Below are 16698 nucleotides of genomic sequence, written 5' to 3' on the forward strand. Positions count from 1 at the left end.
CCTGATGGCAGGGTTGCCGCCGCGATGTTTCACGAGGAAATGTGGTGTCAGGCCGGCTTCTGGTGGGAAACCCAGCGCTGTTCGCGGATCTGGTAGATCTCGCCGGTGCGGGTGAGGCCGGGGTCGACCATCCCAAGGATGTGGCTTGCCGTCTCCGACGGATGCGTGACGGTCGCCGGATCCTCGCCGGGCACGGCCAGCGCCCGCATCGCGGTGCGGCTGGTGCCGGGGTCGAAGATGTTGACGCGCAAGGCGGTGTTCCTGGTCTCGTCGGCCCAGGAGCGGGCAAGCGCCTCGACGGCCGCCTTGGAGGCGGCATAGGGCGCCCAGAAGGCACGCGCCGAATGGGCGGAGCCGGAGCTGACGATGACGGCGCGGCCGGCATCCGACTTGCGCAGCAGCGGATCGACCGAGCGGATCAGGCGCCAGGTGCCGGTGACGTTGACGGCCATGACCTTGTCGAAGACCTTGGCCTCGACATGGCCGATGGGGGCGATGACGCCGAGCACGGCGGCGTTGGCCACCAGAATGTCGAGCTTGCCCCAGCGATCATTGATCGAGCTGCCGAGGCGGTCGATGCCGGCCATGTCGGTGAGATCGAGCGGCACCAGCGTCGCCTGTCCGCCGGCTGCCTTGATCTCGTCGTCGAGCTCTTCCAGCCCGCCCACCGTGCGCGCCACGGCAATCACATGCGCGCCCGCCGCGGCAAGCTGCTTGGCCGTGTTGTAGCCGATGCCGCGCGATGCGCCGGTGACGAGCGCGATGCGGCCGGAGAGGTCGGGAGTGGTTGTCATGATGGCATCCAGTTCGATCTTGTCGGTCCGCTGCCTGATAGGACGATTTTATCAGGAACAAAACCCCGCACGGCCGATTGAACGTCGACTCGGGGCCGCTGCGCATGAAATTTTCGCGAGCTTCTGTCGGCGAGAGCGACCGTCATGCGTCCTAAGTTGAGAAAGCCAATGACACGGGAGACAGACCCATGGGCAGAACCGTTGAAATCCTCGTTGCCAGACTGATCTTTGCCGGCGCATTCGGCATGGCGGCTTTCTTCAAGTTCGCTGGAATGGCCGAGACGGCCGCCTACATTTCCGCTGCCGGCTTTCCCTTCGCCCTGCCATTGGCCTGGCTGGCGGCATTCTTTGAACTTGGGCTGGTGCTGGCGTTCCTGACCGGCGCGTTCTTCTCGGAAGCGGCACTTCTGGCCGGCGCCTATGTGATCTTCCTGGCCTTCGCCTTCCACGGCCCGTCGCACTGGCAGGGCAACCAGGCCGAATTCGGCTTCTTCGTCGATCACTTCACCTTCTTGGCTGGACTGCTTTACGCAGCCGTCCACGGCCCAGGCAAAAGGCTGGCACTGCGGCAAAGCTTGATTTGGAAGGACAAGGCTGCTTCCGCGCATTGACGCGGAAGCACGCTGAATGTGTGGGTCTACAGCCCGCCGGTGGCCAAAAGCGACAGCGAGCGCACATTGTCGGCGCCTTCGAGGTCGAGCAGGCGGGTCGGGTACTGGCCGGAGAAGCAGGCATCGCAATATTGCGGCTGCTCGTCGTTGCGGCTTGCCTCGCCGACGGCGCGGTAGAGGCCGTTCATCGACAGGAAGCCGAGCGAGTCGACGCGGATGAACTCGGCCATTTCCTCGATCGTCATGCGCGAGGCCAGGAGCTTCGACTTTTCCGGCGTGTCGACGCCGTAGAAGCAGGAAGCGCGGGTCGGCGGCGAAGCGATGCGCATGTGCACCTCCTTGGCGCCGGCGTCGCGCACCATCTGCACGATCTTCTGGCTGGTGGTGCCGCGGACGATGGAATCGTCGACCAGCACGATGCGCTTGCCCTCGATCATGCGGCGGTTGGCGTTGTGCTTCAGCTTGACGCCCATGTGGCGGATCGAATCGCCCGGCGAGATGAAGGTACGGCCGACATAGTGATTGCGGATGATGCCGAGCTCGAAGGGAAGGCCGGCCTGCTGCGAGAAGCCGATCGCCGCCGGCGTGCCTGAATCCGGCACCGGAACGACGATGTCGGCGTCGACGGGGCTTTCGATGGCGAGTTCGGCACCGATGCGCTTGCGCACGTCATAGACGTTGCGGCCTTCGACCGAGGAATCGGGGCGGGCGAAATAGACATATTCGAAGATGCAGAAGCGCGACTTCTGCGGCTCGAACGGGAAGATGCTCTCGATGCCCTTGGAGGTGACGATGACCATCTCGCCGGGCTTGAGGTCGCGCACGAAGCGCGCGCCGATGATGTCGAGCGCGCAGGTCTCCGAGGCGAGGATCCAGGCGCCATCGAGGTCGCCGAGCACAAGCGGGCGAATGCCGAGCGGATCGCGGCAGCCGATCATCTTCTTGGATGACAGCGCGACCAGCGAGAACGCACCCTCGACCTGGCGCACCGCATCGATGAAGCGCGCATTGAGGTCGCGTTCCTTGGAGGTGGCGACGAGGTGCAGGATGGTCTCGGTGTCGGAGGTCGACGAGAAGATCGAGCCTTGCTTCTGCAGCGCGCGCTGCACGGTCATCGCATTGGTCAGGTTGCCGTTATGCGCAACCGCGAAGCCGCCATCGGCGAGTTCGGCGAAGAAAGGCTGGATGTTGCGGACGCCCGCGCCGCCCGTCGTGGCGTAGCGGGTGTGGCCGATGGCGCGGTTGCCCTTGAGGCTGTCGATGACGCGCTGCTTTGTGAAGGTGTCGCCGATCAGGCCGACATGGCGCTCGACGTGGAACTGGCTACCGTCATAGCTGACGATGCCGGCGGCCTCCTGGCCGCGATGCTGGAGCGCATGTAGCCCCAGCGTGACGATTGCCGCGGCGTCCTGTCGGCCAAAAATGCCGAACACGCCGCATTCGTCGTGGAAATGATCATCGGCTTCCGCGGAAAGCACGTCAGCTGCGTCTGCCATCGGGGGCGGCCTCTTGTCGCAAAAACGCTATATAGTGCGATGAGGCGGGAAGGGCAACGCACCATCCCGCCTCATGCGAAATCAGTTGTTGGTCGGTGCCGGTTCGGCCGGCGTGTCGCCTTCGGCAGGAGCTTCAGCCGGGGGCGTTGCCGTGCCGGCCTCGGGCTCGCCGCCCTGCGGACTGAGCTTCTTGAGGATCGAATTCTCGGGATCCTCGGGCAGAAGGTTCTCGATCGAGGTGCCGATGCTCTCGAGCAGCGGGCGCGACTTCGCTTCGGCAACCCAGGCCGGAGCGTTGGGGCCGACCAGCCAGTTGAAGAACAGCAGGCCGACGGCAACAACCAGGATGCCGCGGGCGGCACCGTAGAGGAAGCCGAGCGTGCGATCGAGCGCGCCGATGCGGCTGTCGATGATGAAATCGGCGATCTTCATGGTGATGATGGTGACGACGATCAGCGCGATGACGAAGACGATGCCGGCGGCAGCCGCCATGGCGATCTTTTCGTTGTCGATATAGGGCTGAACGTAAGGCACCACGGGCTTGTAGAAGAAGAAGGCGGCAGCAGCGGCAGCGGCCCATGAGGCGACCGACAGCACTTCGCGGGAAAAACCGCGCACCATGGCGAGCATCGCCGAGACCAGGGTGAAGCCGACAAGAATTCCGTCAAGCAGCGTAATCGGCATCGTGTCCACTCACTCCATGGCGACGGTTTCAGTCCGTCTCTTCCGCGCGGCTTCGCCTTGAGCCGGCTATCCGCGCCACCAGATCCGCGAGTGCGGTCGGCTGGAACGATCCGGCTCCGATTCCACCTGCGAGCTCCCCACTGCCGGAGGGCAGCACGGCCCTTCCGAAGCCCAACTTTTCGGCCTCTTTAAGGCGTTGCTGCGCATGCGCAACCGGCCTCACGGCGCCAGAAAGGCTGATTTCGCCGAAATAGACGCAATCAGCAGGCAGGGCAATACCGGTGAGCGATGAAACCAGTGCGGAAGCCACAGCGAGGTCGGCCGCAGGCTCCGAGATGCGGTAGCCGCCGGCGACGTTGAGATAGACGTCGTGCTGGCCGAAGCGTACGCCGCAATGCGCCTCGAGCACGGCGAGGATCATCGACAGGCGCGACGAATCCCAGCCGACGACGGCGCGGCGCGGCGTGCCCAGGCTGGAGGCGGCGACAAGCGCCTGTATCTCGACCAGCACGGGACGGGTGCCTTCGATCGCCGCAAAGACCGCAGCCCCGGGCGCCTTGGAATGGCGTTCGCCCAGAAACAGCTCGGAGGGGTTGGCGACCTCGCGCAGGCCCTTGTCGGACATCTCGAAGACGCCGATCTCGTCGGTCGGGCCGAAGCGGTTCTTGACCGTGCGCAGGATGCGGAAATGGTGGCCGCCTTCGCCCTCGAAATAGAGCACGCCGTCGACCATGTGTTCGACGACGCGGGGACCGGCGATCTGGCCTTCCTTGGTGACATGGCCGACGAGTACGACTGCTGCACCTGTCGATTTGGCGTAACGGATCATCGCCTGGGACGCGGCGCGCACCTGGGTGACCGTGCCCGGCGCCGAATCGGCGAGGTCGGTCCACAAGGTCTGGATCGAATCGATGATGACGAGGTCCGGCCGCTTGCCGTCGGCGATGGTGGCGAGGATGTCCTCGACATTGGTCTCGGCGGCAAGCTCGACGGGTGTCGAGGCGACGCCGAGGCGCTGGGCGCGCAGCCTGATCTGGGCAACCGCCTCTTCGCCCGAGACATAGACGACGCGGTGGCCGCGCGCGGCGAGTGCCGCCGCCGCCTGGGTTAGTAGCGTCGACTTTCCGATGCCGGGATCGCCGCCGATCAGCAGCGCCGAGCCGCGCACGAAACCGCCGCCGGTGGCTCGGTCGAGTTCGCCGATGCCAGAGACGATGCGCGGCGCATCCTCGATGTCGCCGTCGAGCGAGGTCAGGGTAACCGGGCGGCCTTTTCGCGCGCTCTTGAGCGAACCCGGACCTGAGCCGATGCCGCCGGCCGTGCCTTCCTCGACAAGCGTGTTCCACTCGCCGCAGGAATCGCACTTGCCGGCCCAGCGCTGATGCGCGGCACCGCAGTTCTGACAGATGAATTGAACGCGGGCTTTAGCCATGGGTGGGGTACTGCAATGCTGATTGGGAGAGGCTGGGCTTTTTCGCACCCCCCTCTGGCCTGCCGGCCATCTCCCCCGCAAGGGGGGAGATCACGCCTTCTTCGGCGCTGGGGCCAATCACCAACCTTGCAAAGCCTGCAGTTGCAAGCGCGCAGGATGACCGCCGCCGGCGACGCGATTGATTTCCCCCCTTGCTGGGGAGATGGCCGGCAGACCAGAGGAGGGTGCGAAGGAATGCCGCGTGCGACAAAGCCTATTCTTCCCCGAACCTGTCCGGCAGATGATCTTCAGGCGCGAGGTCGAAGAAGCGGGTGAACTCACCCTGGAAGCCAAGCGAAACCGTCCCAGTAGGGCCGTGACGTTGTTTCGCGACAATCACCTCTGCCTTGCCCTTCACTTTTTCGAATTTCAGCCGCCACTCCTCGTACTCTGATGTTCCTTGGTCGGGCGCCTTGCCTTGCAGGTAATACTCCTCGCGGAAGACGAAGATCACGACGTCGGCGTCCTGCTCGATCGAGCCCGATTCACGCAAGTCGGAGAGCTGCGGGCGCTTGTCGTCGCGGCTTTCGACCTGACGCGACAGCTGCGACAGCGCGATGATCGGGACGTTGAGTTCCTTGGCCAGCGCCTTGAGGCCGGTGGTGATCTCGGTGATTTCCTGGACGCGGTTCTGCGACGACTTGGACGAACCCTGCATCAGCTGAATATAGTCGATGATGATCAGGTCGAGGCCGCGCTGGCGCTTGAGGCGGCGGGCGCGCGCCGAGAGCTGGGCGATCGAGATACCACCGGTGGAGTCGATGAACAGCGGGATCTTCTGCAGTGTCTGGGTGCAGCTGACCAGCTTTTCGAAGTCGGCTTCGGTGAGATCGCCGCGGCGGATCTTGGAGGAGGGCACCTCAGCCTGCTCGGAAATGATACGGGTGGCGAGCTGCTCGGACGACATTTCGAGCGAGAAGAAGCCGACCACGCCACCGTTCTCGGCCTTGAACGAGCCGTCCGCCTGCTGTGCCGGTACATAAGCGTGGGCGACGTTGAAGGCGATGTTGGTGACGAGCGAGGTCTTGCCCATGCCGGGGCGGCCGGCGAGCACGATCAAGTCGGAAGACTGCAGGCCGCCCATGCGGGCGTCAAGGTCGTGCAGGCCGGAGGCGACGCCGGAAAGATGGCCGTCGCGCATAAAGGCGGCGCTTGCCATGTCGATGGCGGTCTTGACCGCGTCGGAGAAGCTTTCGAAGCCGCCGTCATAACGGCCGGTTTCGGCGAGCTCGAACAGGCGGCGCTCGGCGTCCTCGATCTGCTCGGCCGGCGACATGTCGACAGGCGCGTCATAGGCGATGTTGACCATGTCCTCGCCGACGGTGATCAGCGCGCGGCGGGTGGCGAGGTCATAGACGGCGCGGCCGTAGTCGGAGGCGTTGATGACGGTGACGGCGTTGGCGGCAAGGGCGACGAGATACTGCATAACCGTCATGTCGCCGACCTTTTCGTCGGCGGGCAGGAAGGTCTTCAGCGTCACCGGGTTCGCCATCTTGCCCATGCGGATGAGCTCGGCGGAAACCTCGAAGATCTTGCGGTGCAGCGGCTCGTAGAAGTGGGTCGCCTTGAGGAAGTCGGAGACGCGGTAGAAGGCGTCGTTGTTGACCAGCATGGCGCCGAGCAAAGCCTGCTCGGCCTCGATGTTGTTGGGGGCTTCCCGATAGAGCGGGGTCGCTTCCGCCACCTCGAATTTGCGCGCTGCCTCTGCCAATGTCGTCCCCGTCGCTGAACCAGATACTCCCCGTAGCAGAGTCCGATATCGAATTGCTGGCTCAATCTGCTTTAGCTGGGTTTCAAGGCCAGTTTGCTCAAGAATTCACAGGCTGGGCGAAACCATCCACAGGACATGAGTCCTACTGCCGGAATCAATTTGACTGTTGCCGAATCCTGGCTCGCGAATTTCTCCAAAACCATCGAATCCTCAGACCCGAACTGCGCGCAGCAGGGGCATTGAACCACCGGGGAAGAGATGCCTCCTGCGAGCCAACTACCCACGGCGCAGCCGCCTGCGACTGAAACCGGTCGACACGAATCGACGCGATTGTAGCCGGAAATCGGAAGGAACAAAACAGGAATATTCTGCCGACCGTTTTGTTTACCAAGAAGCTGCTCAGCACTATCCAGAGGTAGTTTGTATACATTGCTTGTTGATTTTGTCAGGACATTCGCTGATCCTTGCCGTACCGAGGGCTTGTTCATCGCGATGCGGCACATGGCGAAGCATATGTCCGAGGGCTACCCGGGGCCGATTCTGCGCTGCTGCGGCGCGGGCCTCGTCTGCTTGAGGAGGCAACATGCACATTCTTCGCCCGGCGTCGGCTCGAATCGGCTGGCTGGCATCCACGGCCATGGTTCTGTTGGGTTCGACGCAGGCCGGCTTGGCCGCCTGCGTCCTGACGCCGACCGTCGGCAACAGCATCTATGTCTGCGACAGCGGCGCCAGCGGCGGACTGACCGACACTGACGGCACCAACACGCTGACAATGCCGGCGGGTGGCACGGGTGCCATCACTGGCGATGTGGTGTTTGGCAATTTTGCCGATCGGGTCGAAATCCATTCGGGAACCATAGATGGCGCCGTCAACCAGAGCGGCGGTGCCGATGTGTTCATCATGACTGGCGGCGTGATCAACTCGCTCAACCAGGGCAGTGCGCTTGATACTGCAACCATCAGCGGCGGCCACATCATCGGCGAGTTTTTCGCCGGCGATTTCGTCACCATGACCGGCGGGCGGATAGGCAACGTCAATCTCGAGCAGGCCAACAACGAGATGCGGATGTCGGGCGGCAGCGTCGACACTTCCATCGTCGCGGTGCAGGGCAACGACCTGCTTGAAATTTCCGGAACCGCCGCTGTCGGCACGTTCGTCAATCTGGGTAACGGCAACAACACCTTCCGCTGGCTGGGTGGCGGCAGCATTGGCGGCAATGTCACGATGGGCACGGGCCAGGACACGGCGCTGCTGCGCGGCCTGACGGAGGCGAGCTTTGCCGCCGGACAGGTCATCGATGGCGGCACGAATGCCGTCATCAACTCGATCGACACGCTGACATTCGACAACACCCAGTCCGCGACAGTGGCGCGCTACCTAAACTGGGAAACCGTCAACCTGACGGTGGGGTCGGCTTTCACGCTGGATGGCGATTTTGTTCTTGGCGACGCGACATCGGCGCCCCGCAACTTCAACATCGACGCGTCGAGCACGTTGTTTGCCGGTGCCGGCGTCAATGCCGCCGTGCGCGCCTCGGGCAATGCGGTGACGCTGACCAACGCCGGCACCGTCGACCTGACCAATGGTGCGGCCAGTGCCGCCGACACCTTTACCGTCATTGGCAACTACATCGGTGCCGGCGGCTATCTCAGGCTGGACACGGTCGTCGCCGGTGACGGCGCGCCGTCCGACAAGCTGGTGATCGAGGGCGGCAACGCCAGCGGCTCAACCGGCATCATCGTGGTCAATCTCGGCGGCACTGGCCAGCAGACCGATGCCGACGGCATCCTGGTGGTCGAAACGACATCGGGCGGCACCACCGACACTGGTGCCTTCACGCTGGCAAGTCCGGTGGCCTATGGCGCCTACGAATATCTGCTGTTCCGAGGCGATGCCGCGGGGCAGGGCGAGAACTGGTACCTGCGCTCCGAGTTGATCAACCCGGTTGACCCAAGTGAGCCCGGCATCCCGCTGATCCGGCCCGAGACGGCTGTCTACTCGGTGATGCCGCCAATGGCCCGCGACGTCGCGCTGGCGACGCTCGGCACCTTCCATGAGCGTCGTGGCGAACAGGGTTTCCTTGCAGGCGGCGATGATTTTTCGACCACATGGGGGCGGGTTTTCGGCTCAAGCGCCAGGCAGGACTGGGCCGGCACGGTATCGCCTTCGGCCGACAGCACGACCTTGGGCATCCAGGCCGGCCTTGATTTCTGGCGTGGCGAGACCCAAGCCGGGGCGCGCAATGCCGCCGGCATGTTCCTCGGTTACGCCAGTCTCAACGCCGATATCAGCGGTGCGGTCCAGGGCCAGGCCGACCTTGCCGCAGGCAAGCTCGACCTCGATGCCTACAGCGTCGGCGGCTACTACACCCATGTCGGGGCCGGCGGCTGGTATGTCGATGCCGTGCTGATGGGAACGTGGCTCGGCGGCGATGCAAGCTCTGACCGCGCCATCGGCATCGATGCCGACGGCCGCGTCGTGACCGCCTCGCTGGAAGCGGGAGCGCCGATCGCCCTGACCGAAGGCTGGATGCTCGAGCCGCAGGCGCAGATCATCTGGCAGGATGTTTCCCTGGACGACGCCAACGACACCTTGTCGGGCGTGCGCTTCGACGAGGGGCGTGGCGTGACCGGTCGCATCGGCGCCCGCCTACAGGGTACATTCGACACCGCCTCGGGCCAGCTCAAGCCCTATCTCAAGGCCAATCTCTGGCACGGCTTTGACGGCGAGGACGTCACCTATTTCGACAGCGACGCGATCCGGATCGAGACGGGCGGCACCAGGCTCGAGCTCGGCGCCGGCATAAGCCACGCCTTCACCGACAAGGTCAGTGCCTTTGCTGTGGCCGACTACACCTTCAATCTGGGTGGCGAGCGTAGCCGCACCTTCGAAGGCAATATCGGCCTGCAGGTCAAATGGTGACGAAGTCGCGCCCCGCTTCGGCCGGGCGCGCCTGAAATCCTAGGCTCCGCGCGGGGCGAGCAGGATGATCGAGGCGCCGAGGATGCAGATGACGGCGCCGATCATGTCCCAGCGGTCGGGGCGGATGCCTTCGGCGAGCCATAGCCAGCACAAGGACGCCGCGATGTAGATGCCGCCATAAGCGGCATAGGCGCGGCCGGCGGTGTTGGCTTCGACAAGGGCAAGCAGCCAGGCGAAGGCGACCAGCGCGACGAGCCCGGGCGCGAGCCAGAGCGGCGACTTGTCGAGCCGCCACCAGGCCCAGAAGGCAAAGCAGCCGGCGATCTCGGCAAGGGCAGCGGCGGCGTAGATGGCATAGGTCATGAAAAAAGCCCGGCTCATGGCAAGACGGGCTTTTTCCTATGGGAGACGCATGAGGCGCAAGGCCCGACGTCGGTTGGCTGCGTCCTACTCCTTGTCGCCGACCTTCTTGCGGCGGTTGGTCTTGGTGGCAGGTTCGACTTCCGAGGCGAGCTTTGTCTGGCGGTGCCCCATCTCGTGCATGGCCAGCGCCTTCTCGCACTTGCCGATATAGTCGCGGGTCAGCGGCAGCGTGTCGTTGCGGTGGCTGAGCTGGATCTGGAAGACCATCAGGTCCTGCCAGCGGAAGGCCGCCTCGGACGCGGCGAGATAGAACTCCCACATCCGGCAGAAACGTTCGTCATAGATCGCCTTGGCCTTGTCGCGGTTGGCGGCGAAACGCAGGCTCCAATGCCTCAGCGTCTCGGCATAGTGCAGCCTGAGGATCTCGACGTCGGTGACCATCAGGCCGGCCTTTTCGATCGCCGGCAGCACCTCGGACAAGGCGGGGATATAGCCGCCGGGGAAGATGTGCTTGCGGATGAAGGCGCTTGTCGAGGCCGGCGGGCCGGCGCGGCCGATCGAATGCAGCACCATCACGCCGTCTGGTTTCAGGCGCTTGGCGACATTGTCGAAAAAGGTCCGGTAGTGGTTGACGCCGACATGCTCGAACATGCCGACGGAGACGATGCGGTCGAAACGCTCGACCAGATTGCGATAGTCCCTGATCTCGAAATGGACCTGGTTCTCGAGCCCTTCGGCCTGGGCCCGTTCGGTGGCAACCGCATGCTGCTCGGTCGACAAAGTCACGCCAAGCACCTGCGCCTCGAAGGTCCGGGCAAGGTAGAGCCCGAGCCCGCCCCAGCCGGAGCCGATGTCAAGCACCGACTGGCCGGGCCTGATCCGCATCTTGGCGGCGATATGCGCCTTCTTGGCGATCTGGGCTTCTTCCAGCGTCATTTCGGGGTCGGCGAAATAGGCGCAGGAGTATTGCATGTCGGTGTCGAGGAAGAGCCGGTAGAGCTCGCCCGACAGGTCGTAGTGGCGCTGGACGTTGCGCTTGGAGCGGGCGGCGGTGTTGACCTGCTGGAAGCGGCGGAAGGCAAGCCGGAGGCCGTCAAGCGCCTTGGTCCAGGCGGTATCTATGCTGCCATTGCCGAGGTTCTGGAACACGACCCGCATCAGCCCGAGCACGTCGCCGCCGACGATGTCGACATCGCCGTCCATGTAGGCCTCGGGCAAGGCGAGCATCGGGTCGAGCGTGATGGCGCTTTCGGCACGCCGCGTCTTGATCAGGAGGTGGACAGGGTCGCCCGTGTCATCGCCGAAACGGTGCGATCGACCGTTGGGGCCGGTGACTGTCAGATTGCCGGTGCGCACAAGCTTCCCGACGATGCGTTGCAACAACATATTCATGGCGTGCTCGCGAAAAGGTCAGTCGTGTAGTCCGTCTCTCAAGATAGGGGCGACGCTGCCAAGTTCCACGCCTGGCACAAAAAAAGCCCGGATGTTGCCATCCGGGCTTGGTCCAGAAAACTGGCCAGAAAACTGGTTTGGGACAGAGGCTTAGATCAGCCTTCGTCGCCTTCGCCGTCTTCGTTCGGATCAAAGAAGCTGTCCGGACGGGCGTTTTCGTTGATGTCGTCGCCGTAGATGGCTTCGGCGGTCGTCAGCGTCTCGCCCTTCGACTGACGCTCGGCTTCGTCGGCCGTGCGCGCGATGTTCAGGGTGATGGTGACTTCGACTTCGGCGTGCAGCGCGATGGCGACGTTGGTCAGGCCGATGGTCTTGATCGGCTGGTTGAGCTCGACCTGGTTGCGGGCAATCGTGAAGCCTTCGGCGATCAGCAGATCGGCGATGTCGCGGGTCGAGACCGAACCGTAGAGCTGGCCGGTTTCACCAGCCGAACGCACGATGATGAACGACTTGCCGTCGAGCTTGTCGGCGACCTGCTGGGCTTCCGACTTGCGCTCAAGGTTGCGGGCTTCCAGCTGAGCGCGCTGGCCTTCGAACTTCTTCTTGTTGGCTTCGTTGGCACGGAGCGCCTTGCCCTTGGGCAGAAGGAAGTTACGGGCAAAGCCGTCCTTGACCTTGACGGTGTCGCCCATCTGGCCGAGGCGGGAAATGCGTTCGAGGAGAATGACGTCCATTGTCCTTGTCCTTTCGTTGGCTGCAAAGGCAGCGGAAAAAATTCAACGGGCAAGGAAGCAATGAGGGCGTTGCCGCCGGTTTCGCTGTCCTGCCTGTCGCGGCAGTTAGGATTTCCTCAGAAATCCAACCCGGGATTTGAAGGCTCGCCCGACCGCGCCCGTCGCGGAAGGGAGAATTCCGGCCCGGGGCAGATGCCGCCGGGCCGGAACTGATATCACTTCACCACGTAGGGCAGCAGGCCGAGGAAGCGGGCGCGCTTGATCGCCTGGGCGAGTTCACGCTGCTTCTTCTGGCTGACGGCGGTGATGCGCGAAGGAACGATCTTGCCGCGCTCGGAAATGTAGCGCTGCAGCAGACGCACGTCCTTGTAGTCGATCTTCGGTGCGTTGGCGCCGGAGAACGGGCAGGTCTTGCGGCGGCGGTGGAAAGGACGACGGGTCGGGATCTGATTGATGTCGACCATTATTCTGCACCCCCTTCAACGCCTTCGCGCGGACGGCGCGGGCCACGATCACCACCGCCATCGCGGTCGCCGAAGCTGCGCGGACCACGGTCGCCGCGGTCGCGGTCGCCGAAGCTGCGCTGCGGACGGTCGCCGAAGCCACCGCGTTCGCCACGCTCGGAGCGCTCTTCGCGCTTCTGCATCATGGCGGAGACGCCTTCTTCATGCGCCTCGACCTTGACGGTCAGGAAGCGCAGAACGTCTTCGGACAGGCCCTGCTGGCGCTCGACTTCCTTGACGGCAGCCGATGGAGCGCTGATGTCCATGAGCGTGTAATACGCCTTGCGGTTCTTGTTGATGCGGTAGGTGAGGGACTTCAGTCCCCAGTTCTCGACCCGGCCAACCGATCCACCAGCTGCAGTGATGATGCCCTTGTAGTGTTCGACAAGTGCATCGACCTGCTGCTGCGAGAGGTCCTGGCGGGCAAGAAACACATGTTCATAAAGAGCCATAGTTTTTGCCTTTCTTCGTTTCCATCTTCCGGTCCCGGCGGCTAGAGCCTCTGCGACCTCCCTGACCCTTCGAGGACCTTGCGGCCTCTTCAGGGGAAGAAAGGAGCACGACGAGACGGTCGAGAGCGGAGACACGGGAGGCGGAAGCGTTTTCGCTTCACACGGCGACTTTCAAGAAAGCCTCCGGCCCTCCGTTCAGCCCCCAGCTGGGACCGGCAGATGGCGGGCGTCTACATGCTAAGTGCCGCCAAGGCAAGGGGGAAGGCCGAGATTCTCAGGAAAACCGGCCTTTCCGGCCGGTTTTGGCTCAGCCGAATGCCTCGTCCCGGAGGAACAGCGGCGAACGCGTGCGGTTGGCGACGACCTTGTCGACGGTCTCGGGGAAGAAGCCCTTGGCGCCGCGGCGCTTGCCGAACATCATGTCGTATTGCAGCCAGCGGAAATCGCGGATCGCCGGGTCGAGCTCCTTCTGGCGCGACCAGTCGAACACCGACTCGCCCTGGCGCGGCAAGAGCATGTTGCGGTCGACGACACGGTAGCGGTCATGCAGGTCGCCGAGGAAGCCGGTGTAGTAGGGATGGCTGATGCCGGCGGTCTCGAGCACGTGCAGCGGCAGGAACGCCGGGCTGATCGAGCCGATGTTGCGCGCGGCACCCGTGCGGTTCGACCACACCACCAGCGGTGTTTCGTGCTGCACCAGCATCTCGTCGATCGGCGCCTTGCGCTTGGCAACCGGCTCTTTCATGAAACCCGTCTCGACATAGACCGGCCCAAGCGGCGGCAGGTGGTCGCCGAAGAAGGCGATAACGGTCGGGCGCTCGCGCTTGCTGGCCCAGTCCATCAGGCGCTTCAGGCCACGGTCGGCGTCGGAGGCACCTTCGGCATAGGTCAGGATCGAATCGCGCGCCCATTGCGATGTCGGCGCCTCGACCTTGTGGGTGGTGTCGCTGTAGCGGTTCGGCTCGTAAGGGCCGTGGCTCTGCAGCGAGACCGCGAACATGAAGAAGGGGTGATCGGTGGCGTCGGCCTCGCGGATGATCTCTTCGGTCAGCGCGGCGTCCGAGACCAGCGGGCCGCGCTTGGCGAGCAGCGGCAGGTTCTCTTCCGACATGAACTTGTCGAAGCCGAAGGCCTTGTAGACCGGCGCGCGGTTCCAGAACCAGCCACCGAAGGGATGGATGGCCTTGGTGTCGTAGCCTTCGCTCTTGAAGAAGGTGGCAAGCGAAGGCACCGGTGCGCGGACATATTGCTGGTAGGGGATCGAGCCAGCCGGCAGGAACGCGTTGGAGAAGCCGGTCAGCGCCTCGAACTCGACATTGGCGGTCATGCCGCCGAATTCGGGCGAGAAGACATGGCCGGACTGCGATGCGCGCACGTTCTGGATCGGGTCCGGGGTGATCGAGACGCCGGGCAGCCGTGTCGGATCCCAGAAGGATTCGCTCATCACGATGATGACGTCGGGCTTTTCCTCGGGCAGCACGGCCGCCGTCTGCGACGGTGCTGCGATGGCGTCGATGGCCTTGTCGGAATAGCCTTGCGGCGCCTTGACCTTGGCCATCGGCACGTTGAGGGCAAAGGCGATGGCAAAGCCGTTGGAGGCGTAGTTTTCCTTCTGATCCCACATCATCGGGATGATCTGCAGGCGATCGCGCGTCCACGAGAAGGTGGCGTAGTCCATGATCGAGACGAAGAAGGCCAGCGCCGGAATGGCGATCGCCAGGCGCGAGATGCGGGCCCAGAACGACAGCGTCGGCATACGGCGGCGCCAGTAGCGCCAGGCAAAGACGAACAGGGAGATGCCGGCGATGAGACCAACGGCAATGCCGATGCCTGCGAGCGGCCGCTCGCGGACCAGCAGCGGCATCAGTTCGACGATCTGGCGGGCATAGAGGAAATCGGTCGGATAGAGCGGGTCGCCGAGATAAAGCGACTTCTGATGGCCGACAAAGGCCAGAAAGAGCGCCACGGGTGCGACGATCAGAAGGCCGTTATAGGGGCGGCCGAGCAGCGCGTCGAAACCGATGATCAGAAGCGCGAACAGCGCAACCGTGGTCCAGCTCGGCTTGAACGGCTGTTGGAAGAAGTTGAGCGTGTCGATGAAGGAGCCGCGGGCGACGAACTCGATGGCGAAGACGAGAACGGCCGAGACGGCAAGCGTGATCATCACCGAGCGCAGGACGCCCAGGGCATAGGCACGCCGGCTGAGTGCTTCAGCCTCGTTTTCCTGGTCATGTGCGACGGTTTTGCCTGTCGCGAACAGCTTTGCCAACTCAACTTCCTCGAACGCTGGACGGCGGCGTCACGCAACCGTCACGAAACTGTCATCGAAAAGCTAGCGCATATGGCAAAATTGAGAAGGATGGGGCAAACAAAACGTATTTCGCATTAATTCTCTGTGATTATTTGCCCCAAACGGGTCCCAAAGCCCTCAAGGCTTGACTTCGCGGTATCCATTGCGCCAGAGGCACAACGATATGGCGCGCTGCCGGTTCCAGGACGTCCGGCGCCGTGCCGCGTGATATCTCTGCCCCGTCGAATCCCGAAAAGCCGATTCCGGTTCGGGCCGATGCGGCAAATAGCCAGGAGACCAACATGGCCGTTGCATTCACTTTTCCGGGGCAAGGCAGCCAGGCCGTCGGCATGGGCAAGGAACTCGCAGATGCCTTTCCAGAGGCACGCCGCGTCTTCGAGGAAGTCGATGATGCACTCGGTGAAAAGCTGTCCAGGCTGATCTGGGAAGGGCCCGAGGAGACACTGACGCTGACCGCAAATGCCCAGCCGGCGTTGATGGCGGTGTCGATGGCCGCGTTCCGCGCGCTTGAATCGCGCGGCCTGTCGCTCAAGGACAAGGTCGCCTATGTCGCCGGCCACTCGCTCGGCGAATATTCGGCACTTGCCGCCGCAGGATTTGTTTCGGTCGCTGACGCCGCCCGCCTGCTGCGTATCCGCGGCAACGCCATGCAGGCCGCCGTGCCGGCAGGCCAGGGCGCCATGGCCGCGATCATCGGCCTCGAGCAGGGCGACGTCGACGCCGCCTGCACTGAGGCCGCGCAAGGTTCGGTCTGCCAGATTGCCAACGACAACGGCGGCGGCCAGCTGGTCATTTCGGGTGAGAAGGCGGCCGTCGAGCGTGCTGCGGCACTTTGCACCGCAAAGGGCGCCAAACGGGCGCTGATGCTGCAGGTCTCCGCCCCCTTCCATTCGGCGCTGATGGCGCCTGCGGCTGAGAAGATGCGCGAGGCGCTGGCCGGCGTGACCAAGAACGTGCCGGTCGTGCCGGTCGTTGCCAACGTCACCGTCAAGCCGATCACCGATCCCGAAGAGATTGCCGCCCGCCTCGTCGAGCAGGTCACCGGCCAGGTGCGCTGGCGCGAGACGGTCGAGTGGTTCGGCAACAACGGCATCACCACGCTTTACGAGGTGGGCGCCGGCAAGGTGCTGTCGGGCCTCGCCCGCCGCATCAACAAGGAGATCGCGACGGCTGCCGTCAACACTCCGGCCGACGTCGACGCGGCCATCGCCGCGCTCGCCTGAGCAATTCAATCGACCCCACCCGTGTGAAGG

At 63.9% G+C, this 16698-nt stretch carries 14 protein-coding genes; 3 read left to right on the plus strand and 11 right to left on the minus strand.

All coding sequences use genetic code 11. The features are described from left to right. Positions 1-47: 47 nt before the first annotated feature. Positions 48-794: an SDR family NAD(P)-dependent oxidoreductase gene (locus tag ACSQ3E_RS08305; RefSeq protein ID WP_436122313.1), complete on the minus strand. Its 747-nt coding sequence runs from the start codon at positions 792-794 to the stop codon at positions 48-50. A gap of 188 nt (positions 795-982) precedes the next feature. On the opposite strand from ACSQ3E_RS08305, the gene ACSQ3E_RS08310 reads away from it, so the two are divergent. Beyond that, the gene (locus tag ACSQ3E_RS08310; protein WP_436122314.1) at positions 983-1405 is read left to right on the plus strand and encodes a DoxX family protein; all 423 of its coding nucleotides are present in this window, start codon (positions 983-985) and stop codon (positions 1403-1405) included. Between the two features lie 26 nt (positions 1406-1431). On the opposite strand, the gene purF is transcribed toward ACSQ3E_RS08310, so the two are convergent. The 4 genes from purF to ACSQ3E_RS08330 form a co-directional block, all read right to left on the minus strand. Next, positions 1432-2901: an amidophosphoribosyltransferase gene (gene purF / locus ACSQ3E_RS08315; RefSeq protein ID WP_436122315.1), complete on the minus strand. Its 1470-nt coding sequence runs from the start codon at positions 2899-2901 to the stop codon at positions 1432-1434. 81 nt (positions 2902-2982) lie between these two features. Further along, entirely contained in the window at positions 2983-3585 is a 603-nt protein-coding gene (locus ACSQ3E_RS08320) for a CvpA family protein (RefSeq protein ID WP_310324645.1), read from the minus strand. A 28-nt stretch (positions 3586-3613) separates the two neighbouring features. Next, complete coding sequence (gene radA / locus ACSQ3E_RS08325) at positions 3614-5017, minus strand: DNA repair protein RadA (protein ID WP_310324647.1); 1404 nt, start codon at positions 5015-5017, stop codon at positions 3614-3616. A 253-nt stretch (positions 5018-5270) separates the two neighbouring features. Beyond that, the gene (locus ACSQ3E_RS08330; protein ID WP_436122316.1) at positions 5271-6767 is read right to left on the minus strand and encodes a replicative DNA helicase; all 1497 of its coding nucleotides are present in this window, start codon (positions 6765-6767) and stop codon (positions 5271-5273) included. 583 nt (positions 6768-7350) lie between these two features. Between ACSQ3E_RS08330 and ACSQ3E_RS08335 the strand changes: the two genes are divergently transcribed. Further along, entirely contained in the window at positions 7351-9690 is a 2340-nt protein-coding gene (locus ACSQ3E_RS08335; protein WP_436122317.1) for an autotransporter outer membrane beta-barrel domain-containing protein, read from the plus strand. 39 nt (positions 9691-9729) lie between these two features. On the opposite strand, the gene ACSQ3E_RS08340 is transcribed toward ACSQ3E_RS08335, so the two are convergent. The 6 genes from ACSQ3E_RS08340 to ACSQ3E_RS08365 all read right to left on the minus strand — a co-directional run bounded on the left by ACSQ3E_RS08340 (position 9730) and on the right by ACSQ3E_RS08365 (position 15298). Next, entirely contained in the window at positions 9730-10053 is a 324-nt protein-coding gene (locus tag ACSQ3E_RS08340) for a YnfA family protein (protein WP_436122500.1), read from the minus strand. An 84-nt stretch (positions 10054-10137) separates the two neighbouring features. Then, positions 10138-11445: a class I SAM-dependent methyltransferase gene (locus ACSQ3E_RS08345; RefSeq protein ID WP_436122318.1), complete on the minus strand. Its 1308-nt coding sequence runs from the start codon at positions 11443-11445 to the stop codon at positions 10138-10140. A 155-nt stretch (positions 11446-11600) separates the two neighbouring features. Next, complete coding sequence (gene rplI / locus ACSQ3E_RS08350) at positions 11601-12179, minus strand: 50S ribosomal protein L9 (RefSeq protein WP_310324657.1); 579 nt, start codon at positions 12177-12179, stop codon at positions 11601-11603. 215 nt (positions 12180-12394) lie between these two features. After that, the gene (gene rpsR, locus ACSQ3E_RS08355) at positions 12395-12643 is read right to left on the minus strand and encodes a 30S ribosomal protein S18 (RefSeq protein WP_018427106.1); all 249 of its coding nucleotides are present in this window, start codon (positions 12641-12643) and stop codon (positions 12395-12397) included. Next, the gene (gene rpsF / locus ACSQ3E_RS08360; RefSeq protein ID WP_310324673.1) at positions 12643-13134 is read right to left on the minus strand and encodes a 30S ribosomal protein S6; all 492 of its coding nucleotides are present in this window, start codon (positions 13132-13134) and stop codon (positions 12643-12645) included. Before rpsF ends, rpsR begins: the two co-directional genes overlap by 1 nt. Positions 13135-13441: 307 nt before the next feature. Beyond that, complete coding sequence (locus ACSQ3E_RS08365; RefSeq protein ID WP_436122501.1) at positions 13442-15298, minus strand: LTA synthase family protein; 1857 nt, start codon at positions 15296-15298, stop codon at positions 13442-13444. A gap of 428 nt (positions 15299-15726) precedes the next feature. On the opposite strand from ACSQ3E_RS08365, the gene fabD reads away from it, so the two are divergent. Next, complete coding sequence (fabD, locus tag ACSQ3E_RS08370; protein WP_436122319.1) at positions 15727-16668, plus strand: ACP S-malonyltransferase; 942 nt, start codon at positions 15727-15729, stop codon at positions 16666-16668. Positions 16669-16698: the final 30 nt, after the last annotated feature.

It is taken from the genome of Aminobacter sp. LjRoot7 (assembly GCF_964252895.1).
Taxonomy (GTDB): domain Bacteria; phylum Pseudomonadota; class Alphaproteobacteria; order Rhizobiales; family Rhizobiaceae; genus Aminobacter; species Aminobacter aminovorans_B.

Bases quoted from the DNA above. Each gene is read 5' to 3' on its own strand.
- ACSQ3E_RS08305 (WP_436122313.1), bottom strand. From the start codon at position 794: ATGACAACCACTCCCGACCTCTCCGGCCGCATCGCGCTCGTCACCGGC.
- ACSQ3E_RS08310 (WP_436122314.1), top strand. From the start codon at position 983: ATGGGCAGAACCGTTGAAATCCTCGTTGCCAGACTGATCTTTGCCGGC.
- purF (WP_436122315.1), bottom strand. From the start codon at position 2,901: ATGGCAGACGCAGCTGACGTGCTTTCCGCGGAAGCCGATGATCATTTC.
- ACSQ3E_RS08320 (WP_310324645.1), bottom strand. From the start codon at position 3,585: ATGCCGATTACGCTGCTTGACGGAATTCTTGTCGGCTTCACCCTGGTC.
- radA (WP_310324647.1), bottom strand. From the start codon at position 5,017: ATGGCTAAAGCCCGCGTTCAATTCATCTGTCAGAACTGCGGTGCCGCG.
- ACSQ3E_RS08335 (WP_436122317.1), top strand. From the start codon at position 7,351: ATGCACATTCTTCGCCCGGCGTCGGCTCGAATCGGCTGGCTGGCATCC.
- ACSQ3E_RS08340 (WP_436122500.1), bottom strand. From the start codon at position 10,053: ATGACCTATGCCATCTACGCCGCCGCTGCCCTTGCCGAGATCGCCGGC.
- ACSQ3E_RS08345 (WP_436122318.1), bottom strand. From the start codon at position 11,445: ATGAATATGTTGTTGCAACGCATCGTCGGGAAGCTTGTGCGCACCGGC.
- rplI (WP_310324657.1), bottom strand. From the start codon at position 12,179: ATGGACGTCATTCTCCTCGAACGCATTTCCCGCCTCGGCCAGATGGGC.
- rpsR (WP_018427106.1), bottom strand. From the start codon at position 12,643: ATGGTCGACATCAATCAGATCCCGACCCGTCGTCCTTTCCACCGCCGC.
- rpsF (WP_310324673.1), bottom strand. From the start codon at position 13,134: ATGGCTCTTTATGAACATGTGTTTCTTGCCCGCCAGGACCTCTCGCAG.
- ACSQ3E_RS08365 (WP_436122501.1), bottom strand. From the start codon at position 15,298: ATGATCACGCTTGCCGTCTCGGCCGTTCTCGTCTTCGCCATCGAGTTC.
- fabD (WP_436122319.1), top strand. From the start codon at position 15,727: ATGGCCGTTGCATTCACTTTTCCGGGGCAAGGCAGCCAGGCCGTCGGC.